The following is a 21,257-nucleotide window of genomic DNA, read 5'->3' as shown; positions in this document are numbered from 1 at the left end:
CTGCAACGCCCCCCATCAGGTAATGAGAATGCAGGACGTCATGCTGAAACGCTTTTTTACTGGACTGCTTACCCTGTTGCTGTTGTGCGGCGCCTTGCCCGCCCTCGCTCAGCCAACCCCGCCCCAGGCCGCCGACGCCGCCACGGCGCCGCTGCCCGAGGAGGGCGCGACGCTGGAGCAACTCAACGATCAGCTCGATTCGATCCGCCAGAAAGTCTCGGTCAAGGCCAACGATGACCTGCTGTCGAGCCTGCGTCAGGCGGCGCTGGAGGTACAGAAACAGGCTGACACGCTGACAGCCAGACAGGCCGTCGACATTGAGCACCTCAATGATCAACTGAACATTCTCGGCCCGGTGCAGCCTGACGAGCCGCAAACCATCAGCAGCCAGCGCAAAGCGTTGACCACGCAGAAGAACGCGCTGGTCGCCGACGAACGCCAGACCAACACCCTGAGTCAATCGGCCCGGGACCTGGCCACGCAGATCTTCAGCCTGCGCCGCAGCCTGTTCGATTCACAAATCACCACCCGCACTGCCAGCCCGCTGAGCACCGATTTCTGGTCGACGATGATTCGTCCCACCGACGACGACCTGGGCCGCCTGAACAACCTGCTCAACGACGTGCACAGCGCCGTCAGCACCGCGCTGGCTCCGGGCAAACGCCTGTTTTTCATCACGGTGCTGTTGGGTGCGGTGTTTATCTGGGTGGTGGGCCGACGCCTGATGGAACGGCTGCTGATCTGGCTGATGATCCGCTGGCTGCCGGAAGGCCGGCTTCGACGCAGCGCGCTGGCGCTGACCGTCGGGCTGTCCACGGTGCTGACCATCGGCGCTGCCACAGCCTTGCTGCGTTGGGGGATCGACAGCAATGCCGTGCTGAGCAACGACGTGCTCAATCTGCTTGACCAGATGCAGACCCTGATTATCTTCTGCTCCTTCATCGTCGGCCTCGGTCGCGGTCTGTTGATGTTGTCTCACCCGTCCTGGCGCCTGCCGCAGATCCCGGACCCAATCGCCTCGGCCATCGGACGTTTCCCGGTGTTCCTGGCGCTGGCGCTGATGATCATCGGCACCCAGGAACGGATCAACAGCGTGATCGCCAGCAGCCTGGCGCTGACGGTGGCGGTCAACGGCCTGACGGCCCTGGCGGTTTCGCTGGTGTTTTTCTACGCCTTGCTGCGCTACCGCCGCGCCCGTCGGCGTGCCGGGCTGGAACGTCTGCCCGGTTTCGCCGGTCTGGTCCCGTTCGTGGTCACGGTCTGGGTCGGGCTGAGCCTGCTGGCGTTGCTGGCCGGCTACCTGACGCTGGCGTACTTCCTGACGGTCAAGCTGCTGTGGATGAGCGTGGTGGCGGCCACCGCGTACCTGCTGATCGCCTGCTTCGGCGATATCTGCGAAACCCTGCTCTCGCCCAAGCAACCCGGCGGCGTGGCATTGGGCGCGGCGTTGGGCCTGTCCCCGCGTCACCAGGCCCAGGCCAGCACACTGCTGGCGGGGATCGGCTGTACGTTGCTGCTGCTGACCGCAATCCTGCTGGCGTTCATGCCCTCGGGTTCCAGCCCCGGCGAGTTGCTCGAAGGGTTCACCCAGCTGGATTTGGGCAATAAGCCCCTCGGCGGGCTGACCATCGTCCCCAGCGATATTCTGCTGGCCCTGGCGATTCTCATCGCCGGCATGCTGGGCCTGCGGGTGTTCAAGGAGTGGCTGGGGGAACGGCTGCTGCCGGAAACCAACATGGACGCCGGCATGCGCGCCTCGCTGGTGACCCTGGTCGGCTACATCGGCGCGGTGCTGCTGGGCATCGTGGTCATGTCCACGCTGCACATCAGCCTCACCAACCTGACCTGGGTGGTCAGTGCGCTGTCGGTGGGGATTGGTTTCGGCCTGCAAGCCATCGTGCAGAACTTCATTTCCGGCCTGATTCTGCTCACCGAGCGGCCGGTCAAGGTGGGGGACTGGGTCAGCCTGGCAGGCGTCGAAGGCGACATCCGCCGCATCAACGTGCGCGCCACGGAAATCCAGATGTCCGATCGTTCCACGGTGATCGTGCCCAATTCCCAGTTCATTACCCAGAACGTGCGCAACGTGACCATGGGCAATGCCCTGGGCGTGGTCGGCATTACCCTGACCCTGCCGCTGGACACCGACGTGCTGAAAATCCGCGAACTGCTGCTGGAAGCCTTCAGCGAGCACGAAGCCATCGTCGATGAACCGGCGCCGTCGGTGTCGTTCAAGGACCTGACCAACACCGGGCTGATCATCAGCGCCAGTGGTTACGTCAACAGCCCGCGCTCGGTGGGCGGCGCCCGCAGTGACTTGCTATTCACCGTCCTCGGGCGCTTGCGTGACCTGGGCATTGCTTTGTCGGCGCCGCAGAGCATGGTGCTGATCAATGACACCCTGGTCAAAGTGCCGGACGCCACCGACAACACGCCGGCATAACGCTCGCGATGACGGGGGCGTCGGGATACCGCCCCCGTCAACGCGTGACCGCCATCGCTCGTCCTGTAGCGTTCACGCCTGCCACTGCCGTGCGGTTTCTTCAGCGAAGGCGCGGTAGGTCCGAGGCGCGCGGCCCAGCAGTCCGGTCAGGCGCGTCAGGTCCTGATCGGATGCCACGGCGCCGTCCTGCTGGTAACGACGCATCATCGCGCGCATGTCGTAGGCCATCCACGACGGCGCCCACGCTTTAACCGCCTGCTCGAAACTGTCGAGATCGTCGCCTGCGTAGCGGATGTCGCGTTGCAGCACCTGGGCCCAGAGATCGGCCAACGCCGGGCCGGTCAGGGCATCGGGGCCGGACAGTTCGTAGGTTTCCCGTGGCAGTGGCGAAGTGGCACGCTCCCGGCGCAGCAACTCGACCACGGCGGCGTCGGCGATGTCGCGCACATCCACCATCGACACGCCCTTGTTGCCCACCGGCGAAACATACAGGCCGGCCTGTTGCAGCGGGTCCTTCAAGCCCGCATCGTTCTGGAAGAAGTAAGAAGGCCGCAGGACGGTGGCCGGCAGGTCCAGCTGCTCGATCATCATTTCAACCGCGTGCTTGCCAATGAAGTGCGAGACGTCGGTGAATTGCGCGCTGTGGGTGACGGACAGGTAGACGATGCCCCGGACGCCGGCTTCGCGGGCAAGGCCGAGGGTATTGATCGCCTGGGTCAACTCGTCGGCTGACTTACTGACCAGCAGGAACAGGGTGTCGACGCCCCGAAGTGCGTCGCGCATGGCGTCGGCGTCCAGCAGATCGCCTTTCACCGCACTGACGCTGTGCGGGAAGCGGGCCTTCTCAGGCGAGCGGGTCAGTGCGCGCACGTCAGCGCCGCTTTTGGCCAGTTGATTGATCACTTCAGTGCCGATACGGCCTGTGCTGCCAGTGACGAGAATGGACATGGTGTTCTCCAGAATAATCGATAGGGGTCGGAGCGCTTACGTCGCCTTGAGGGCGTGTCGCGCTGTCTGAGGCCTACGTTAGGAGTTCCTGATGTGTGCGCATAGCTGCTAATTTATGGACAGTTCGTCTCATAAATGGAACGGTTTATGGATTTGCAGGGCCTGGCAGGCTTCAATCTGGTGGTGCGGCACGGCGGATTCGGCGCGGCAAGCCGGGCCACCGGTCAGCCCAAAGCAACGCTGTCGCGCCGGGTGCGTGACCTGGAAGAGCACTTGGGCGTGCGCCTGATCGAACGCGGAGGTCGACCGTTGCGGCTGACGGAGGAGGGTGCGGTGCTGCATGCGCAGACGGACGCGCCGTTCGAGGTCATCAATGACGCGCTCGATGACATCCGGGCCGGCCTGGGTCGCCCGAGCGGGCGTTTGCGCATCAGCGCGCCGTTGCTGTTTGCCAGCACGGCACTGGGGCCGCTGGCGGCACAATTCGTCGCGGCCTATCCCGACGTTGTCCTTGAGGTCAGCACCGAGGACCGGTTCGTGGACCTGATGGCCGATAACCTCGACATCGTGATCCGCGCCAATCCGCGACCCGACGACACGCTGGTGGGGCGCTGTTTCATGCGCAACCGATTGGTCCTCGTCGCGCCGCCGGATCTTGCTCGCCCTACAAACAGGGAAGGTGACCCGGAACGCGTTACCTTCGCGGCGGTCATGCGCACCGGCACAGGGGACCACGATGTCTGGACGATCATCGACACGGATGACGCGGTGCCGAGGCTGTATCACCCCAAAGCCGTGCTGCGCCTGTCGTCACCGTTGACCATCCGCGATGCGGTCCTGGCCGGTGCGGGCGCGGCGCTGGTGCCGCGCACCGTGGTGGCAGAAGAACTGGCCAGCGGCCGGCTGGTCAGTTGGGGCACCGCCACCGGGCCCGAGATCGAAGTCTGGGTGCTGCATGCATCCCGGCGCCTGGTAAGCCCGAAGGTCACGGCCTTCGTCAATTTCATCTGTGACTACTTTGCCCCTGCAGGGGGATGACAGCGGCCAGTCTGCGCACGCTGGTTTTTGCATAGGGCGCCCCCGACACGCCGGGAGGGTCGGGGCTGCCGAAGGCCAGGGTATGCCGATATGCAGATTGAGATCGAGGTCCGGTCAGCGGGACTGGCGCACGACCAGCGCGTTGCGGATGCAGGTGACCATGTCGTGGTTCGCGAACGGTTTGCGGACAAACCACGCGGCGTGACCGATGCCAGCGCTTTGAAGGGTTTCCACACCTGACATGACCACCACCGGGATCGGCGGCCATGCGCGCAGGGCTATATTGACCAGGTCAGCGCCATCCTTGTCTCCAGGCATGTTGATGTCGGTCAGAATCAACGCCACAGCGGCAGATTCCTGGTGCAGAAAATCCAGTGCCAGGTCGGCGCTCTCCATGGATCGAGTGAGAAATCCTTCGCTTTCCAGTACCTCACACAACAGCTCTCTGATGATGTCCTCGTCTTCAACGACCAGTATGAGCAGGCCCTTTTGAAGCGCCATGTTGGCCATAGCCGCCTTTGTATGCATCGTTGGCGCCTTATTCGGTTGGCCTGTTAAATCAGGGTTATTCGTTTGAGTGGTAAGGGCTCAGCTAATTCAGCGTATTTACGGGGAAAGTGATGACTTATCGAACTGCCATGGCCGCTCTCGCAAAGCAGTCGATCGCCGCAGGGTCTTCGGCATTTGCCGTGAGCCGGGCGATGGGGTTACCCGGCGGAGAATAAATAGTCATCTCGTGATGGTTAAGGGGTTCAATCTCGATACGGGACCCGTCTTCAAGATAAAACGCCTGGTCTGCATACTTGCCCGCCATCTGTTGGTAGTAAGGCGGTGCACTTAAGCAGCTTCGCAACTTGCCGCTTTCATAGACCTCGACAAACAGGGTCCCGCCGGCCAGGCGCCCGCCCCACAGTTTCGCCAGGGTCTGCGGCGGCCGTGCGGCCTCCACCGATTGGTAATCGACCAACGACAGGCCCGGCGGGCGGGCGCAACCCGAGGTGGACAGCCCTGCGCTGATTAATCCGAGAATAACGACAGCCTTGATCCCTGAACTAAGTGCTGACATATGATTTTTCAGACTGCCTGAAACGGGAAATAAGAAAACCAAACCGGAATTGGCGTCGAACGCGCAGGATAGAACTAACAGGAGCGGCATTGAAAGCCTATGGCCACACTTCATGACCAGCGGCTTCTACAATCAGGATTGTTGTATAAGGATGAGCCATGAGTTGTACAACATCTCTGTTAGGAAACACGTAACTGCTCCATAAAAAGTACGCTGCAGATCGGTTAGTTGAAAATGAGCGGCAGACTAAAAGGTTTTTTCTTATGGGCGTGCACTGAATGAATCGGTTGGCCACTCAAAATGTGGCAGGTATGGCGAAAGGCTTACACGCAATCGAGTGCAATCGCCGTTTACAGGTCACGCGTGCTGGCGCAACCTGAGCTTGTCAGCCGCAGCACAAGCAGTGCTGGGGAGGTAACGGATTATGACCAGGGCCTGGATGGCCGCCAACAGGATGTTGGACTGGTTCTGATGAAAAAAACGACCCGCTTCGGCGGGTTTTTTTATGCCTGCCTTTTGTGCCGCACAGGCAACAGGTGCGATGCGCCTTGTTCAATGGCGCGCCGTTCATCACGCTGATGCTTTTACCGGAAAGGGGGTTCGAACCATGGCGCTGAACCGACGTCAGTTCAATACATTCACCCTGCTGAGCCTGCTCGGCACAGGAGCACTGACCATGAACCAAGCGCTGGCTGCGCCCGCTGTACAGACACTGCTGCTCAAGGCCAACGGCGGCATCCCCAATAATCCGACGCTGCCGGTGCTGATTTATCCCGCTGCGCTGGACGTGAACAGCAGCGACCCGGCGTCGTTGTTCGAACGCACGTTCACCGCCAATGGCTGGCCACCGCAATGGCGCTACGGGGTGTTCACGTATCACCACTACCACACCCGTGGTCACGAGGTGTTGGGCGTGTATGCCGGCAACGCGCGATTGATGCTGGGAGGGCCGGACGGCCACGTGATCGAGGTCAAGGCCGGGGATGTGTTGCTGCTGCCGGCAGGGACGGGGCACTGCAACCTGGGTTCCAGCGACGACTTCAGCGTGGTCGGCGCCTACCCGCCGGGGCAGGAGGGCGATATCAACCGCGACCCGGCCACCCCTGCCCAGATCCAACAGATCGCCCACCTGGGGTTTCCCCCCACCGATCCGGTGCTGGGGGACAAAGGCGGGGTCGTGGCGTATTGGCGTGGGTGACCGTGAACATCCGTGCGATTGATTATGAAGCGAACGGGGGACAACGCTTAGCCTTCGTAACGATCAGGCGCGCTTCGCAGCATTGAAGAACGCCACTTTCTGTGCCAGACGATCGGCCAGCTGAGTCAATTCGCGGCTCGCGGTGGCGACCTGATCGGACCCGGTCGCGGACTGTACGGTGGAGCTGTGAATCCGGTTGATGTTGAGCGCGACATCTTCGGCCACGGCGCTTTGCTGAATGGAAGCGCTGGCGATCTGTGCGTTCATGTGGTTGATCGCGCCGACTTCCTGACTGATTTTGGACAGCGCGCCCTGGGCGTTGCGTGTTTGCTCCACGGTGCGGCTGGCCAGTTCGCAGCTGTCGCGCATGGTCTGCACGGCGGTGTCGGTGCCGCTCTGCAGGGTGCTGATCATGTCTCGAATGTCTTGGGTCGACTGCTGCGTGCGGTTGGCCAGCGAGCGAACCTCATCCGCCACCACTGCAAACCCGCGGCCATGCTCGCCGGCCCGCGCCGCTTCGATGGCCGCGTTGAGGGCCAGCAGGTTGGTCTGGGAGGCGATGGAGTTGATCACGTCGATCACCGTTTCAATCTGCTCGCTCTGTTTGGACACTTGCTCGACGGTACGGGTGGTTTCCACCAGAGAGGTTGCCAATTGCTCGATGGCCTGCGTGGTGCCAGCGACCAGTTGGTTGCCGCTTTCGACTTCAGTGTCGGCCTGGCGTGCGGCGTCGGCGGCCTGGGCGGCGTAGCCCGACACCTCGCTGGCGGTGGCGGCCAGTTGCGTGATAGCGGTCGCGACCTGCTCGGCTTCCCGGGTCTGCAGGCCTATGTGTTCGTTGTTGGTGGTCGACGTGGCGGACAACAGCGTCGAGGAATCGGTGACTTCCTGGGCGGCATGACGCACTTGGGTCATGGTGTCGGCCAGGCGGCTGAGCGCGGTTTTCAGCACGCCCATCACGCTGTCGGGGTAGGGCGTCACGATGGTCTGTTGCAGATCGCCTGCCGCCAACCGCTGGATCGCCTGGGCGACCTCGGCAGGTTCGGCGCCGAGGGTGGATTTGACGAAGCGGATAATGACCACCGACAGAATGATGCTCAGCAGCAGCGCCACCCCGGTGACCAACAGCATCAGCCCCTGGAACTGGCTGGCGGTGGTCTGCACCGACCCCAGCTGGGATTTGATCGATGCTTCTTCGTAGTCGATCAGCGCGTTGGTGCGTTTGAGCCATTCGCTGTAGTTCGCCGAGGTCTGGCTCAGCAACAGGGCACGTGCCCCGGCGATATCACCGCCACGGCGCAGCGCGATCAAGGCGTCGGTGCTGGCCAGGGTCTGTTTCTCGATGTCCTTGATGCCGCGCAGCAGCGCCTGCTCTTGTGGGGAAACCCCCGGGCCCTGGAACAGCTGATCCATGGCGGTGGCCGACTCGATGTACGCCTTACCCAGCTCGTTGACTTCGTTCAGGTGCTGCTCAAGGTCTGCTGCGTTGTCCACCAGGATCGCATCACGAATGGCGATGGCACGGTTGTGCACGCTGCCGCGAAAGTTGATGGCGTAGCGCTGGACCTTCGCCGCGTTCTGGCTGACGTCTTCCAGCGTGGTATCGATGAACCCCACCCGCTGGATGCCGACGGCGGTGATCACGATGAGTAATGAAACAACGGCGGCAAAACCAAGGCCTATGCGAGCGCTAAGGGACACGGGGGTTTTCATGGGCAGGACTCGAGAGAGCACGAAGTGGAAGAGCGCGATATCAAAGCGCCAGTTTTATCGGACGACGCCACGGTAGAGGCAGGGCAGAACCACTGCCTAATTAATCGTCGCTACGGTAGACATAGCGAAGGGCTATGGAATTCCTTATGAATGGGGTCGGCCGGCGCAGCGTGAACATGAGGGGTCGCTGCGCCTGCCGCGTCAATCAGTGGCCCGATGCAACGTAATGCGGGTCAATTCCGACGGCCGGCCCAGCCGAATAGCAAATCCGGGCCAGAGCGCCGTGCCGTTGTTGACGTACAGCTGCATGCCATCGACTTGATAAAAACCGGACACGTAACCCGCGTTGGCCAGGGCGACCACGCGGTCAAGGCCGAGAATCATCCCGCCATGGGTATGACCGGACAACTGCACCGCGACGCCTTTGCTGGCTGAGAACTGCGCGTTTTTCGGCTGGTGGTCGAGCAGAATGATCGGCAGATCCTTCGGCGCGCCGTTCAGCGCCTGTTGAAGATCCGGTGCCGGGAAACCGGTGGCCGGAGCTGTCAGGTCGGTGACGCCGGCCAGCACCAGCTGTGCGCCGCCCCGTTGGAGCAGCGTGTGACTGTTCGCCAGCGGGACCATGCCCAGCGAGACGAAGTGCTGCATCCATGCCGCGTTGTCGAAGAAATACTCGTGATTGCCGGGGATCACGTACACCCCGTCCGGGGCACGCAGGTCACGCAAGGGCGCAATGTCCCGCGTGCGGTTCTCGATGGAGCCGTCGATCAGATCGCCGGTCACGACAATCAGATCGACGCCCAGGGCATTGGACTGCTCCACGACTGAACGCGTCCAGGGCTCATTGAACAGGCGGCTGATGTGCATGTCGGTCAGTTGCAGAATTTTGTAGCCTTCAAATTGCGCCGGCAGGTTTTTGATCACAAAGGCGATGTCTTTCACCGGCGGGACGCGCATTGCCTGCTGGACGCCGATGGCCGCCAGCATCAGCGCCGCCGTGCCGATCGCATAGCGCAAGCCTGTCGGTACGGTCAGCCACTGCTGGCGGATCAGCATCGTCAGCAACATCCCCAGGTCGACAATGATCTGCAGCACCGCGATCAACAGAATTGCGCCAAACCCCCAGTTGAAGAGCATCACGACGATGCGCGGAAATTCCGGGGAGAACACGCTGCCGGATGAAAATTTGGCGAACAGGTGATATTGCGAGGCGAGCAGGAGCAGCAGCGCCACGGCAATTTTGGTCGAAAGCGTCCACGGCATCGGCCAGATAAACCGGACCATGACGTACAGGCACGGCATGCTGAACATCACGTGAAACATCGGCGTCTTCCTTCTGTCATTGAACGTTTTCGGCCGCAGCGTCGCGCTCACCGATGCTGAATCGGCTACGCAGGCTGCGGCGGCAGGGAACAGGGATTATTGGCGGGCGCTGGCTTCGGCGGCCAGGCACTCCAGGGCGAACTGTTCGGTGTAGGTCATCTGAATCGGCGTGGTCTCGCCCTTGACGGTCCGTTCGCCCTCGAGGATGTACCGGATGCGCTTGTCGGTGACGCCGATGCGCTTGGCGATCCAGGAAGGTGTCTGGCCGATGCGCGAGATCAACTTGTCGGCGTACTCGGTGGAGGGGTTGTAGCGTTCTGCGTTGGGTGTCATGTGACGTCCGGATGAAAGGTGGGGGTCGCGGTGCGTGCGCAGAGTATGCCGCACCGCGCGCCGATGATTGGAGTGTTTCGCGACCGCCAGGCGCATTCCGACCGTGTGACTGCGCCTTTACCCCGCGTAGTGGTGGCCGTTGCGCCAGCCGCGACGCCGCTGGTCATCTCGATAGAACATCACGTCACTGCCCGGCGACAAAGGGCATATGCCTTTACATGAGCCCGGGGTTTGCCATGAACAGAACACTGATGAGCTGCACCTTCGCTGCATTGTGCGGCGTTTCCGCCTTGACGATGGCTCAGGGCGAAACGGATGACAAAGCGGCAACGCCCAACGCCGGGCCCAGCCTGAACAGCGCCAAGTCGCAGCCCGGCGAGGCTTCGCCGGGGGAAAAGCAGGCCGAGCGCCCGCAACTGCCAAAGGACCCCGGCGGCAGCGCGACCGGCGGCAAGGGTTCGGACGCTAAAAGTGAAGCCGGTAGCAACGCCGGCAGCTGAAATGGCCCGGCGCCACACTGCGGGGGCGGGTTGGAACAATAATGTGGGAGCGGACCTGTCCGCGAAGGCGGCGTTCAGGCGCTAGAGATGGGTTAATGCACCGGCCTCTTCGCGGACAAATCCGCACGGATTGGCGTCAGTCCGGGCGTCGGGGCATCGCTTTTGATTCTGGCCGCAGGCCGTGGGAGCTGACTTGTCTGCGATGGGCCGGGGTCGCGTCCGACCGCGAAGCGGTCCTGACGTCATGCGCCCGAGGTGTGTCAGGCAGACCGCGTTGACAGGGTTTGGGGGCAGCTTCGCGCCCCATCGTCGGCAAGCCGGACTCCCACGCCTTCGGCAGAAGCAGAGGCCTGACCGTTGTTGGAGCGAGCGGCAGCTCCCGCAATCGATCTTCATCCCCTCCAAACCATCAAACAGCCCGGAATCTCAGGATCTGCGTGCCGTCGTACGGGTCCGTCAGGTAATGCGCGTGCACGCCGAAGGTCGCCTGCAAACGCTGTGGGGTGAGCACGTCCATGGGTGTGCCGAGCGCCACCAGCCGTCCGCGTTCAAGAATCGCCAGACGGTCACAGGTCAGGGCCTGGTTGAGGTCATGCAGGGCGATCACGGTGGTCACCGGCAGCGCGTGGACCACGTGCAGAATGCCCAACTGGTGCTGGATATCCAGATGATTGGTCGGTTCGTCCAGCAACAGGATCTGCGGGCGTTGCGCCAGGGCGCGGGCGATGTGCACGCGCTGACGTTCGCCGCCGGACAGGCTGTGCCAGCTGCGGTGTTTCAGGTGGACCGCGTCGACGTCATGCAACGCTTGCTGAACGATGGCGTCATCCTCACTCGACCACGGGCTCAACGCGGACAACCACGGCGTTCGGCCCAGGGCGACGGCATCGAACACCGAAATGGCGTCCAGGGTGTCGGCCTGCTGTTCAACCACGGCCAGGGTTTGCGCGATGCTGCGCCGGGACAGGGTTTTGAGCGGCTGGCCGCCCAGGTGAATCTCGCCCCGGCTGGGGACGCGTACCCCCGCCAGCAGTTTGAGCAGGGTGGACTTGCCCGAACCGTTGGGCCCGACGACCCCCAGGGTTTCGCCACGTCGAATGTCCAGGCCGACGTCCTGCAACAACACAGCGTTACGGACCTGAAAGCCCAGGCCGGAACAACTCAAGACCGATTCCCCGCTCATGGGTGTGGCGTGATTCATCGGGCATTCCTCCGGCCGATCAGGATCAGCGCAAACACTGGCGCACCCACCAGCGCCGTGATCACGCCGACCGGGATCACCTGGCCTTTGATCAGCGTGCGCGACAGCACATCGGCGGCAATCAGGAACACCGCACCGCCCAGTGCGCTGGCCGGGAGCAGCCGTGTGTGCCGGGTGCCCAGCAGCAATCGCACGGCATGGGGAATGACCAGCCCGACGAAACCGATAGAGCCGACGATCGATACCATCACCGCGGTGACCAGGGCGGCGCAGCTGATCAGCAGAAATTGCACGCGCCGCACCGGAATGCCAAGGGAGGCGGCCGAGTCGGCGCCGAAGGTGAAGGCATCCAGCGCCCGCCGATGCCAGAGACACACCGCCAGCCCCGCCAATGCCACCGGCACCGCCAGCCACACCGACGGCCAGCGCACGCCGCTGAGATTGCCCAGCAGCCAGAACATGATGCCGCGGGCCTGTTCGGAGCTGGCCGATTTGGTGATGAGAAACGCCGTCAGCGCATTGAACAGCTGCGAGCCGGCAATCCCCGCCAGAATGATCTGGCCGTTGCCACCGGGTGACTGACTGGCGCGCGCCAGCAGGACCACCACGGCGAAGGCCGCCACCGCCCCGGCAAAGGCGCCCACCGACAGCGAAATCAGCCCCGCCCCCAGGCCCAGCAACGCGACCATCACCGCGCCGGTGGACGCCCCGGCGGAAATTCCCAGCAGATAGGGATCGGCCAGCGGGTTGCGCAGCAGCGATTGCAGGATCACGCCGCAGGTGGCCAGCCCTGCACCGCAGGCCGCCGCCACCAGGGCGCGGGTCAGGCGGTAATTCCAGACGATGCCTTCGTCGATGGGGTCGAGCACATAACCCGCCGCCCATAGCTTGTTGGCCAGCACCTGGAGCACGACCTGAGGGTCGATGCGGGTTTCACCGATGGCGACACCGGCGATCACGGCCAGCAGCAGGATCAGCAACGCCAGCAGCGTACGAGTCAGGGTCCCGGTCATTTCGGCAGGTCGTAGTCGTTAAGGGCCGCTGCCAGGGTTTCGAGGCCGTCGAACATTCTCAGGCTGGCCTGCATGGCCATGGCGTCGAGGATGATGATGCGGTTTTGTTTGACCGCGTCCATGTTGCGGGTCACGGGGTCGCTGCGCAGGAATGCCAGCTTCTTCTGGTAGTCATCGGCCGGGAAGCGGCGGCGGTCCATGCGCGCAATGATCAGGAAGGTCGGGTTGGCCTTGGCGATGGTTTCCCAGCCCACGGTCGGCCATTCCTCGTCGGACTGCACCACGTTACGCACGCCAAGGGTGTTGAGCATGAAGTCCGGAATGCCCTTGTGCCCGGCGACATAGGGGTCGATGTCCAGGCTGGCACTGGAGAACCAGAACAGCGCGCTGGTCTGCTTCAAATCGTTGGTTTTCGCCGTGGCGATGGACTTGGCCATGCTGGCTTTGAGTGCCGCGTTCAGTTGCTGGCCTCGGTCCTGCACATCGAAAATCTCGGCCAGCTGGCTGATGCTTTTGTAAATGCTGTCGACGCGGAACGCCTCCAGCCGCGTGCCGTCGGCACCGACCCGATTGTCCTTGGCTTCGCAGTCGGAAGGCATCAGGTAGGTCGGGATCTTCAGTTCGTGAAACTGCTCCCGGGTGCCGACCACGCCTTGCGGGCCCACCATCCACTCCAGTTCCACCGCCACCAGCCCCGGACGCTGCCCGATCACCGACTCGAAACTCGGTTCGTTGTCGGCCAGCCGCGGGATCTTGTCGTTCTCGGTCTTGTACGTGGCCAGCACGTCGTTGAACCACAGCGAGGTGCCCACCACCTTGTCGCTCAAGCCCATGGCGTAGAGCATTTCTGTGCCGGCCTGGCCGATGGTCACGGCGCGGGTCGGCGCCTGCTGGAAAGTCAGCGTGCTGCCGCAGTTCTCGACCGTCAGGGGATAGTGAGTCGGCGCGGCGTGGGCGAGGGTGGACAGGCCCAGTGTGCAGGCCAGGGTGACAAGGCGGGGCAACAACATGACGCAATCTCCGGTCGACCGTACAGGGCAGGGGTACGGACCGGAAACACATCATCGAACGCTGCCGTCAACGGCAGAGAAGTGCCGGTCACTGAGGTGACACACGGCGCAAGGATGTCCTTCCCGGACACCCCGCCGGTTAGTGATTTGCTTGGCCGGCAGGTCTCCTGACTGGTGCGTCGTCGCCTGGCTCCGGCCTTCCCGGAAGCGATTCCAGTGGCAGTTCAGGAGCAGGCTCAGCACCTACAGTTGCGGGGGCAGTTCCGTTTGATGCCGCGCAAGGCATCACGGATTCCCTATTAATCCCATGTGGAAACCGGCGCCGGCATGGTAGTCGATCGCAGTGTGTTTCACCATTCTTGCAGCCGTGTCTGGGGATTCATCGAGCCTGCGGCGCCTGATCCCGCAGCGGCCTGAAAAAGCGTCGAATCTCCTCGGCCAGCAAATCGGGCTGCTCCAGCGCCGCGAAATGACCGCCGCGCGGCAGGTGTTCCCAACGCTGCACATTGAACACGCGCTCCACCCAACTGCGTGGGGGCATCGGCAGCTCCTTGGGAAAGACCGCCACGCCCAAGGGGGTCTGTACGCGCTCATTGGCCGGGAACACCAGCGGGTTCAGGCGGTTTTCCTTGTACAGCCGCAGGCTCGCCTGAATGTTGCCACTGAACCAGTACAGCGAAATGTCGCTGAGCAGCGTGTCGAACGGCACCACCTGTTCCAGGTTGCCGGAGTGATCCACCCACGCCTGGAATTTCTCGACGATCCACGCCGCAAGGCCTGCCGGGGAGTCGGAAAGGGCGAACGCCAGGGTCTGGGGTTTGGTGGCGTGCAGCGCGGCGTAGGCACCTTCGCTGGCCGAAAATTGACTGCCGCGATTGAGGAAGTCCTGTTCCTGCTCGCTTAACGGTTGTTGGTCGTCCCCCAGGGGCGGCCTGAAACTGCCGGGGATGAAATTGAGGTGGGCGCCGATCATGCGGGCGCTGTGGCGGCGGGCGAGCCACATGGACACGCCGGCACCGATGTCCCCGCCCTGGGCGCCAAACCGGTCGTAGCCCAGCTCGCCCATCAGCGCTGCCCAGAGGTCAGCGATCTGCTGCGTACTGGTCCCGGCGCCGGTCGGGGCGGGGGAGCAGCCGTAGCCCGGCAGGGACGGCACAACCACATCAAATGCATCGGCTGCGTCACCGCCATATTTCGCCGGATCCGTCAGGCGCGGGAGGATGTCTTCCATCTCCAGGAACGAGCCCGGCCAGCCATGGGTCAGGATCAGCGGCATCGGTCTGGGCCCGACCCCGCGCTGGTGCACGAAGTGAATCGCCTGGCCGTCGATCTCTGCCATGAACTGCGGCAGCTGATTGATGCGCTGCTCCTGGGCACGCCAGTCAAATTCATCGGTCCAGTAACTCAGCAGCCGCTGAAGGAACACCGCGGCGGTGCCGTCATTCCAGCTGTCGCTGGTCAGCGTGTCGGGCAGACGCGTCGCAAGCAGGCGCCGATGAAGGTCGTCCAGTTGCTCGGAAGGTACGGACAGCGTGAAAGGACGGATGGCCATGTCAGCTACCTGGTGGGAGGAAAGAGGGTAGGGTCGGCAGTAACGTCTGGCAGTCAGGTTTGCTGACTTTCCACCGACAGTGGGCCGGTGACACGCAACGCATCCCATAAACCCATGAGCTGCGTCACTGCCTGGTCGATCTGCTCGAAAGCCACGCCGTCCCGGGCCAACACCGACATCCCCAGCATGAAACTGTCGTACACGCTGGCCAACGCGTCGGGCATCACGGTGGTCGGCAGTTCCCCGGCGGCAACGGCGCGCTCGACACAGGCCAGGATACCGGCCCGGTTATCGGCCCGGGCCTGCGCGAGCGGCGCGGAGATCGCTTTGCTCTCCTCGGTGCAGGCGCTCAAGAAACCCAGCGCCACCAGGCAGCCCTTGGGATGGCCGGCCTCCCACTGCATCTTCGCCGAGCGCCGGAGCGTGCGTTCGATGGCTTCCCGTGGCGGCAGGCTGCTGTCGAACAGGCTGTCGGTGACCCGGCCGTGGGTCTTCAGATACCGCTCCATCACTTCAACGAACAGCGCCTGCTTAGAGCCAAACGCCGCGTAAAAGCTGGGTGCTGTGATACCGCCGCCGATGTGGGCCTTGAGCTGGCTGAGCGAGGTCGCGTCGAAGCCATGCTCCCAGAACAAATGCAGTGCCTGATCAATTGCCACGTCACGGTCGAAGCTGCGCGGACGTCCCATCTGTGCCATGGAAAAGCCTCCTCTGAGTCATATAGATACTAGTCGATACATAAATGATTGACTACCCGGTGACCCCTCCCTATATTTATATCGATCGTTATATTAATGGGAGGAATTCGAATGACCACCGATGAACAGCAGGCAGAAACGCTTCCGCTGGGGGCCTTGTTGGCGCTGGCAATGACCGGCTTCATTTGCATCGTCACGGAGACCTTGCCGGCCGGTTTGCTGCCGGAGATCAGCAACGGGCTGGCCATCTCGCCGTCGTTGGCGGGGCAGATGGTGACGGTCTACGCGCTGGGTTCATTGCTGGCCGCCATCCCGTTGACCATTGCTACACAGAGCTGGCGCCGCCGGACCGTCCTGCTGACGACGATCGTCGGCTTTCTGGTCTTCAATTCCATCACCGCGTTGTCGTCCCACTACGGGGTGACGCTGGTTGCGCGGTTCTTCGCCGGCGTGTCGGCAGGGCTGGCCTGGAGCCTGATCGCCGGGTACGCGCGGCGCATGGTGACGCCTCGTTTGCAGGGGCGCGCACTGGCCGTGGCGATGGTGGGAACACCCATCGCCTTGTCGCTGGGCGTGCCGCTCGGGACTTGGCTGGGTGGGTTTATGGGCTGGCGCATGGTGTTCGGATTGATGTCCGGATTGACCCTGGCGCTGATCGCCTGGGTGCTGATCAAAGTGCCCGATTACCCCGGTCAGTTGGCGTCACAGCGCATGGCACTGCGTCAGGTCCTGTTCACCCCGGGGGTGCGCTCGGTGCTGGGGGTGGTCTTCACCTGGATGCTGGCTCACAACATTTTGTACACCTACGTCGCGCCCTTTGTGTCCAGCGCCGGGCTGACCTCTCACGTTGATCTGGTATTGCTGTCATTCGGCGTCGCCGCGCTGGCCGGCATCTGGGTCACGGGGCGGCTGGTGGACCGGCACCTGCGAAGTACGGTGCTGGTCAGCCTTGGCGCCTTTGCGGCGGTGTCGATTTTCTTCGGCCTGTTCTCAGCCTCGGCGGTGGCCGTTTACGCCGGGGTCTTCGTCTGGGGCCTGACCTTTGGCGGCGCTGCCACGCTGCTGCAAACAGCCCTGGCCGACGCCGCCGGCAAGGGCGCCGATGTGGCGCTGTCCATGAACGTCGTGGTGTGGAACAGCGCCATCGCCGGCGGTGGACTGCTGGGTGGCGTGTTGCTCGGTCAATTTGGCGTGGGGGCCTTTCCCGCGGTGTTGCTGGCGCTGCTGCTGATCAGCCTGGTCATTGCCTTCCGCGCACGGGACCACGGTTTTCCCCAAGGTCAACGGCATGGCACTCAGGTGGTTGCGGGGCATTGAGGTGTGGCGGGGTCGTCACGCGGGTGGCAACGTGCGTAACCACTCCCATCGCACTTGATAGCTCCGGGCTTTTTTGACGAACAGCTCGGGCTGGGGGAAATGCGAATTCATGCGCAGAATCCCTTGCTCAAGTTCCGCCAGCCCGTAAGGGGCATAGAGCTCGCCGCTGTCGATGTCCAGACCGATGCAGGTGCAGCTGATCAGGAAGCGGTCGATGCCTTCTTTCGCTGAATGCAGGGGAGGGTAGTCGCCGCCGAAGCGATCCTTGAACCACAGGTGCACCCGCGCCTGATTCCTCAGCTCCACCTTCACGCCCAGGTCCTGGAACAGCGCATCGGCGGCGACAATCACCGCGTTTTCGGCTTCCCAAGACAGGTCTTGATCGAAGTAGAAAACGTCGTAATCGTTCACCCCCGACGCCACCGGCCGATCCCCGATCCGGTTCCACACCGCCTGGAACAGACAGCCGGCGGTGAGCATGCATTGGTTCAGCTTCAGAGACGGCAGTCGCGAGACGATCTGTGCATTGATCGGGTTGGACATCGCGATATCGATGAGGGCGGGGACAGTCAATGTCATGCAACGCTCCTGGTGCGCGTTCGCCAACGTCGATGATTGGCTAACCGGCTTTCGCATACGAGTCAACCGCCACGCAGGGCGGCAATCACCCACCGCACCGCCAGTGAAGACTCGCGGCGGGTGGCATAGAACGCGTGGTGCCCAATGAACGTGGGAAACCAGTCCTCCAGCACCCAGCACAGGTTTCCCGCCTGCACCTGCGGTTCCACCAGAGCCTTGGGCAGGTATGCCAGGCCGAAGCCTTTGAGGGCGGCGTCCAGCATCTGGTAGGCATTGTTGAACACCAGCTGCCCGTTGACCCGCACTTCGGTGTGCTGCGTGCCGTTGCTCAGTTCCCACGGCATGAGTGAATCCCGGGTCGGCAGCCTGAGGTTGATGCAGTTGTGGGTCATGAGGTCCTGGGGTGTCTGCGGTGCTGGACGGCCTTGCAGGTAGGCCGGCGCCCCGACTATCGCCAGGGTTTCGTCGGCGGCGATGCGCACCGCGATCATGTCTTTTTCGACCTGATCGCCCAGCCTCACGCCAACGTCGATGCGCTCGGCGACGATGTTCGTCAGGCCGTAATCATTGATCATTTCCACGCGCAGTTCCGGGTGCTCGCGCAGCAGGCTTTGCAGCCTGGGCCAGACATACTGGTTGGCGGCGTAGTCGGTGGCGGAGATACGCACCGTGCCCACCGGCCGCTCACGCAGTTCGGCCACGGCCAGCAGTTCGGCTTCGATCTCTTCCAGTTTGGGCGCTACCGAATCCAGCAGGCGCTGGCCGGCTTCGGTGGGCGAGACGCTACGGGTGGTGCGGGTCAGCAGCAACATCCCGAGCTTGGTTTCCAGCGCGGTGACGGTACGGCTCAGGGACGACTGGGAGACGCCCAGTTGCGCGGCGGCGCGGGTGAAGCTGCGTTCCCGGGCCACGGTGAGGAGGGCGACCAGGTTGTTCAGATCGGGCGTGGCCATTTATCCGCCAGTGCATGAGTGTATGCACATTTTGCCACCTAGTGACGGAGTCATGAAAGCCTTAGATTGGCCGCCAGGCCTATCCAGGGGTTCGGCATGTGCGCCGGGCCCTCATTTTACGGAGTGACTTACATGACCCAGGCAGACCAGACCATCATCCGCGCCGGCAGCAAGCCCTCGGTCAAGGGGCCCGACACCTGGTTCACCGGTTCGGTGCGTATCGACAACATGTTCCAGGCTGTGGCGCCGGGCCGTGCCACAGGTGCCATCGTCACCTTTGAGCCTTCCGCGCGGACCTTCTGGCACGCGCACCCGTTGGGTCAGGTGCTGGTGGTGCTGACCGGCGTCGGCTGGACCCAGTGCGAAGGCGGCCCGCGCACCGAAATCCGCGCCGGTGACGTCGTCTCCTGCGCCTGCGGAAAACGCCACTGGCACGGCGCCGCCGACACCACCGCCATGTCTCACTTTGCCGTCACCGAAACCATCGACGGCAAGAACACCGAATGGATGGAGCCGGTGACCGACCAACAGTACCTGGGCGGCCCGCTGGTAACCGAATAAGGGTGCCAGCAATGGCTGTGTTTCAGCCGCCGGTAATGGGTTGGACGTGCGGGCGTCTTCGCGGACAGGCCCGCGCCTACGGCGCCGCCGTCTGCCGCTGATCCGCTTTTTTATCGTCATTCTGAGTCTGTTATCAAACGTGCCGCTGCCCGATCATCGCAGCGGTTTCCACGTGATCCGGACGCACGTTTCGACGTTGTTTCCTGCCTGCGAAACCGTTCCTGATACTCAACGACTCAGAGGTTTTCATGGGCAAACTCGCACTGTGCTTGCTTGGCTTTTTAGCGCTTACCATCGGGATTGGTTTACTCGCGACCATTCCGCCGGTGTGACCGGATCTGTGCGGGGACTGAGCTCAGAACGTGGCGATGAGCCTCCCCAGCACTGCCATCGCGTCCTCGCTGCGTTTGTCCCACGGGTGTCCGTAATTGAGCCTCACGCAGTGACCGAAACGCTCGGTGGCCGAGAATATCGGGCCCGGGGTGATGCTGATGCCTTGCGCCAGGGCCTGCTGATAAAGCTGCAGCGAATCCACCCGCTCCGGGAATTCAAACCATAAAAAGTACCCGCCCACCGGCTGGCTGACCCGGGTGTCCGCGGGAAAGTAGCGTGCGGCGGCAGCCAGCATGGCGCTTTGCTGGATCTCGAGGCTGTCACGCAGTTTTCGTAGATGACGATCGTAGCCGCCGTGTTGCAGGTAATCGGCAATGGCGGCCTGGGCCGGCACTGAAGGAGAAATCGTCGTCATCAGTTTCAGGCGGTTGATCTGTTCGGTGTAGCGCCCGCCAGCCACCCAGCCGATGCGGTAACCGGGCGCCAGGTTTTTGGAAAATGAGCCGCAATGCATCACCAGCCCCTCCTGATCGCAGCGCTTGACCGGGTGAGGCGCTTTGGTCCCGAAGTAGAGCTCGGCATACACATCGTCTTCAATCAGCGGGATCTGGTGCGTTTGCAACAACCGGTACAGCGCCTGTTTATCGGCCTGCTCCATGCTCGCGCCGAGGGGGTTCTGGAAGCTGCTCATGAACCAGCACGCCTTGATCGGCAGGCGATCAAAGGCGTCCTCAAGGGTCTTGAGGTCCACGCCGCCACGGGCCTGCACCGGTATTTCAACGGCTTTGAGTTTCAGGCGCTCCAGCACTTGAAGGCAGGCATAGAAGGCCGGCGCCTCGATGGCGACCAGGTCGCCTGGCTGGGTCACGCACTGAAGACACAGGTTGAGGGCTTCCATGGCGCCGTTGGTAATGACCAGCTCGGCCATCGGCAGTCGCACCCCGTTGATCATGTACCGCAGCGCAATTTGCCTGCGCAACTCGGCGTGGCCAGAGGTGATGTTGCTGATGAGCTCGGTCTGGTCCAGTTCGCGCACAGCCTTGGCCATCGAGCGCGCGAGCCGGGGAAGGGGGTACAGGGCCGGACTGGGAAACGCGGAACCGAAGGGCACGGTGCCAGGGTCTTTCAGCGAGGACAGCACCGAGTAGATCAAATCGCTGACCCTGACCTCTGCGCCATCACTGGGGTGGTGGATCGGTTGAGGTTCGGTCATGCCCTGCGACACGTGATCGCGCACGTAGTAGCCCGAACGGGCCCGGGCCTGGATCAGGCCCCGGTCTTCGAGCAGGTAATAGGCCTGGAACACGGTTGAGGGGCTGATCGCGTATTGCTGGCTGGCCAGCCTGACCGAAGGAATTTTATCGCCGGGTGCCAACAGGCCGTTACGGATCATCTCGGCGATGGAGGCGGCGAACTGTTCATAGCGTTTCATCGGCAGCCACGTCTGTTTTCAGGCGCACAGAATGAGCTACCCGCGA

The 21,257-nt window shown here is 62.9% G+C and carries 20 protein-coding genes and 1 riboswitch; of the genes, 6 read left to right on the top strand and 14 right to left on the bottom strand.

What is annotated here, in order from left to right; genetic code table 11:
* The first annotated feature begins 28 nt into the window (after window positions 1-28).
* The gene (locus ABQX22_RS05920) at window positions 29-2,443 is read left to right on the top strand and encodes a DUF3772 domain-containing protein (protein ID WP_349797458.1); all 2,415 of its coding nucleotides are present in this window, start codon (window positions 29-31) and stop codon (window positions 2,441-2,443) included.
* Window positions 2,444-2,515: 72 nt separating this feature from the next.
* Here the strand turns inward: ABQX22_RS05920 and ABQX22_RS05915 are convergent, their stop codons facing one another.
* Entirely contained in the window at window positions 2,516-3,391 is an 876-nt protein-coding gene (locus ABQX22_RS05915) for an SDR family oxidoreductase (RefSeq protein ID WP_349797456.1), read from the bottom strand.
* A gap of 147 nt (window positions 3,392-3,538) precedes the next feature.
* Between ABQX22_RS05915 and ABQX22_RS05910 the strand changes: the two genes are divergently transcribed.
* On the top strand, window positions 3,539-4,429 hold the full coding sequence (locus ABQX22_RS05910; protein WP_349797454.1) for a LysR family transcriptional regulator: 891 nt from the start codon (window positions 3,539-3,541) through the stop codon (window positions 4,427-4,429).
* 114 nt (window positions 4,430-4,543) lie between these two features.
* Here ABQX22_RS05910 and ABQX22_RS05905 read toward each other — a convergent pair whose 3' ends face one another.
* Together ABQX22_RS05905 and ABQX22_RS05900 are read right to left on the bottom strand one after the other, a co-directional pair.
* Window positions 4,544-4,957: a response regulator gene (locus tag ABQX22_RS05905; protein ID WP_349797452.1), complete on the bottom strand. Its 414-nt coding sequence runs from the start codon at window positions 4,955-4,957 to the stop codon at window positions 4,544-4,546.
* A gap of 97 nt (window positions 4,958-5,054) precedes the next feature.
* Window positions 5,055-5,585 (bottom strand): hypothetical protein, encoded by a 531-nt coding sequence (locus ABQX22_RS05900; RefSeq protein ID WP_349797450.1) that lies wholly within the window; start codon window positions 5,583-5,585, stop codon window positions 5,055-5,057.
* A gap of 517 nt (window positions 5,586-6,102) precedes the next feature.
* On the opposite strand from ABQX22_RS05900, the gene ABQX22_RS05895 reads away from it, so the two are divergent.
* Entirely contained in the window at window positions 6,103-6,693 is a 591-nt protein-coding gene (locus tag ABQX22_RS05895; RefSeq protein ID WP_349797448.1) for a cupin, read from the top strand.
* A gap of 63 nt (window positions 6,694-6,756) precedes the next feature.
* Here the strand turns inward: ABQX22_RS05895 and ABQX22_RS05890 are convergent, their stop codons facing one another.
* The 3 genes from ABQX22_RS05890 to ABQX22_RS05880 form a co-directional block, all read right to left on the bottom strand.
* Window positions 6,757-8,394, bottom strand: a complete 1,638-nt coding sequence (locus ABQX22_RS05890; RefSeq protein WP_349797446.1) for a methyl-accepting chemotaxis protein — start codon at window positions 8,392-8,394, stop codon at window positions 6,757-6,759.
* A gap of 213 nt (window positions 8,395-8,607) precedes the next feature.
* Window positions 8,608-9,729 (bottom strand): metallophosphoesterase, encoded by a 1,122-nt coding sequence (locus ABQX22_RS05885; RefSeq protein WP_349797444.1) that lies wholly within the window; start codon window positions 9,727-9,729, stop codon window positions 8,608-8,610.
* Between the two features lie 96 nt (window positions 9,730-9,825).
* The gene (locus ABQX22_RS05880; protein WP_349797442.1) at window positions 9,826-10,062 is read right to left on the bottom strand and encodes a hypothetical protein; all 237 of its coding nucleotides are present in this window, start codon (window positions 10,060-10,062) and stop codon (window positions 9,826-9,828) included.
* A 236-nt stretch (window positions 10,063-10,298) separates the two neighbouring features.
* On the opposite strand from ABQX22_RS05880, the gene ABQX22_RS05875 reads away from it, so the two are divergent.
* On the top strand, window positions 10,299-10,562 hold the full coding sequence (locus ABQX22_RS05875) for a hypothetical protein (protein WP_349797440.1): 264 nt from the start codon (window positions 10,299-10,301) through the stop codon (window positions 10,560-10,562).
* 409 nt (window positions 10,563-10,971) lie between these two features.
* On the opposite strand, the gene ABQX22_RS05870 is transcribed toward ABQX22_RS05875, so the two are convergent.
* The 5 genes from ABQX22_RS05870 to ABQX22_RS05850 all read right to left on the bottom strand — a co-directional run bounded on the left by ABQX22_RS05870 (window position 10,972) and on the right by ABQX22_RS05850 (window position 16,036).
* Entirely contained in the window at window positions 10,972-11,763 is a 792-nt protein-coding gene (locus ABQX22_RS05870) for an ABC transporter ATP-binding protein (RefSeq protein ID WP_349797438.1), read from the bottom strand.
* On the bottom strand, window positions 11,760-12,776 hold the full coding sequence (locus ABQX22_RS05865) for a FecCD family ABC transporter permease (RefSeq protein WP_349797436.1): 1,017 nt from the start codon (window positions 12,774-12,776) through the stop codon (window positions 11,760-11,762). The genes ABQX22_RS05870 and ABQX22_RS05865 overlap by 4 nt, the downstream gene beginning before the upstream one ends.
* Window positions 12,773-13,786, bottom strand: coding sequence for an ABC transporter substrate-binding protein (locus tag ABQX22_RS05860; RefSeq protein WP_349797434.1), 1,014 nt, complete (start codon window positions 13,784-13,786; stop codon window positions 12,773-12,775). The genes ABQX22_RS05865 and ABQX22_RS05860 overlap by 4 nt, the downstream gene beginning before the upstream one ends.
* 140 nt (window positions 13,787-13,926) lie before the next feature.
* Window positions 13,927-14,122, bottom strand: a riboswitch (cobalamin riboswitch).
* Window positions 14,123-14,165: 43 nt separating this feature from the next.
* Window positions 14,166-15,338 (bottom strand): epoxide hydrolase family protein, encoded by a 1,173-nt coding sequence (locus ABQX22_RS05855; RefSeq protein WP_349797432.1) that lies wholly within the window; start codon window positions 15,336-15,338, stop codon window positions 14,166-14,168.
* 53 nt (window positions 15,339-15,391) lie between these two features.
* Window positions 15,392-16,036: a TetR/AcrR family transcriptional regulator gene (locus tag ABQX22_RS05850; protein WP_349797430.1), complete on the bottom strand. Its 645-nt coding sequence runs from the start codon at window positions 16,034-16,036 to the stop codon at window positions 15,392-15,394.
* A 111-nt stretch (window positions 16,037-16,147) separates the two neighbouring features.
* Here ABQX22_RS05850 and ABQX22_RS05845 point away from each other — a divergent pair, with 111 nt between their 5' ends.
* The gene (locus ABQX22_RS05845; protein WP_349797428.1) at window positions 16,148-17,353 is read left to right on the top strand and encodes an MFS transporter; all 1,206 of its coding nucleotides are present in this window, start codon (window positions 16,148-16,150) and stop codon (window positions 17,351-17,353) included.
* 15 nt (window positions 17,354-17,368) lie between these two features.
* Here the strand turns inward: ABQX22_RS05845 and ABQX22_RS05840 are convergent, their stop codons facing one another.
* Entirely contained in the window at window positions 17,369-17,932 is a 564-nt protein-coding gene (locus ABQX22_RS05840; RefSeq protein ID WP_349797426.1) for a nucleotidyltransferase family protein, read from the bottom strand.
* A 62-nt stretch (window positions 17,933-17,994) separates the two neighbouring features.
* Window positions 17,995-18,885 (bottom strand): LysR family transcriptional regulator, encoded by an 891-nt coding sequence (locus ABQX22_RS05835; RefSeq protein WP_349797424.1) that lies wholly within the window; start codon window positions 18,883-18,885, stop codon window positions 17,995-17,997.
* Window positions 18,886-19,017: 132 nt separating this feature from the next.
* Between ABQX22_RS05835 and ABQX22_RS05830 the strand changes: the two genes are divergently transcribed.
* Window positions 19,018-19,446 carry a (R)-mandelonitrile lyase gene (locus tag ABQX22_RS05830; RefSeq protein ID WP_349797422.1) on the top strand — a complete coding sequence of 143 codons (429 nt, stop codon included), beginning with the start codon at window positions 19,018-19,020 and terminating at the stop codon, window positions 19,444-19,446.
* A gap of 355 nt (window positions 19,447-19,801) precedes the next feature.
* Here the strand turns inward: ABQX22_RS05830 and mapR are convergent, their stop codons facing one another.
* Window positions 19,802-21,211, bottom strand: a complete 1,410-nt coding sequence (gene mapR, locus ABQX22_RS05825) for a GntR family transcriptional regulator MpaR (protein ID WP_349797420.1) — start codon at window positions 21,209-21,211, stop codon at window positions 19,802-19,804.
* Window positions 21,212-21,257 lie beyond the last annotated feature (46 nt).

The organism is Xanthomonas sp. WHRI 1810A (assembly GCF_040202885.1).
In the GTDB taxonomy this organism is placed as follows: domain Bacteria; phylum Pseudomonadota; class Gammaproteobacteria; order Pseudomonadales; family Pseudomonadaceae; genus Aquipseudomonas.
This window is presented reverse-complemented; position numbering and strand designations above follow the sequence as displayed.

Bases quoted from the DNA above. Each gene is read 5' to 3' on its own strand.
- ABQX22_RS05920 (WP_349797458.1), top strand. From the start codon at position 29: ATGCAGGACGTCATGCTGAAACGCTTTTTTACTGGACTGCTTACCCTG.
- ABQX22_RS05915 (WP_349797456.1), bottom strand. From the start codon at position 3,391: ATGTCCATTCTCGTCACTGGCAGCACAGGCCGTATCGGCACTGAAGTG.
- ABQX22_RS05910 (WP_349797454.1), top strand. From the start codon at position 3,539: ATGGATTTGCAGGGCCTGGCAGGCTTCAATCTGGTGGTGCGGCACGGC.
- ABQX22_RS05905 (WP_349797452.1), bottom strand. From the start codon at position 4,957: ATGCATACAAAGGCGGCTATGGCCAACATGGCGCTTCAAAAGGGCCTG.
- ABQX22_RS05900 (WP_349797450.1), bottom strand. From the start codon at position 5,585: ATGCCGCTCCTGTTAGTTCTATCCTGCGCGTTCGACGCCAATTCCGGT.
- ABQX22_RS05895 (WP_349797448.1), top strand. From the start codon at position 6,103: ATGGCGCTGAACCGACGTCAGTTCAATACATTCACCCTGCTGAGCCTG.
- ABQX22_RS05885 (WP_349797444.1), bottom strand. From the start codon at position 9,729: ATGTTTCACGTGATGTTCAGCATGCCGTGCCTGTACGTCATGGTCCGG.
- ABQX22_RS05880 (WP_349797442.1), bottom strand. From the start codon at position 10,062: ATGACACCCAACGCAGAACGCTACAACCCCTCCACCGAGTACGCCGAC.
- ABQX22_RS05875 (WP_349797440.1), top strand. From the start codon at position 10,299: ATGAACAGAACACTGATGAGCTGCACCTTCGCTGCATTGTGCGGCGTT.
- ABQX22_RS05870 (WP_349797438.1), bottom strand. From the start codon at position 11,763: ATGAATCACGCCACACCCATGAGCGGGGAATCGGTCTTGAGTTGTTCC.
- ABQX22_RS05865 (WP_349797436.1), bottom strand. From the start codon at position 12,776: ATGACCGGGACCCTGACTCGTACGCTGCTGGCGTTGCTGATCCTGCTG.
- ABQX22_RS05860 (WP_349797434.1), bottom strand. From the start codon at position 13,786: ATGTTGTTGCCCCGCCTTGTCACCCTGGCCTGCACACTGGGCCTGTCC.
- ABQX22_RS05855 (WP_349797432.1), bottom strand. From the start codon at position 15,338: ATGGCCATCCGTCCTTTCACGCTGTCCGTACCTTCCGAGCAACTGGAC.
- ABQX22_RS05850 (WP_349797430.1), bottom strand. From the start codon at position 16,036: ATGGCACAGATGGGACGTCCGCGCAGCTTCGACCGTGACGTGGCAATT.
- ABQX22_RS05845 (WP_349797428.1), top strand. From the start codon at position 16,148: ATGACCACCGATGAACAGCAGGCAGAAACGCTTCCGCTGGGGGCCTTG.
- ABQX22_RS05840 (WP_349797426.1), bottom strand. From the start codon at position 17,932: ATGACATTGACTGTCCCCGCCCTCATCGATATCGCGATGTCCAACCCG.
- ABQX22_RS05835 (WP_349797424.1), bottom strand. From the start codon at position 18,885: ATGGCCACGCCCGATCTGAACAACCTGGTCGCCCTCCTCACCGTGGCC.
- ABQX22_RS05830 (WP_349797422.1), top strand. From the start codon at position 19,018: ATGACCCAGGCAGACCAGACCATCATCCGCGCCGGCAGCAAGCCCTCG.
- mapR (WP_349797420.1), bottom strand. From the start codon at position 21,211: ATGAAACGCTATGAACAGTTCGCCGCCTCCATCGCCGAGATGATCCGT.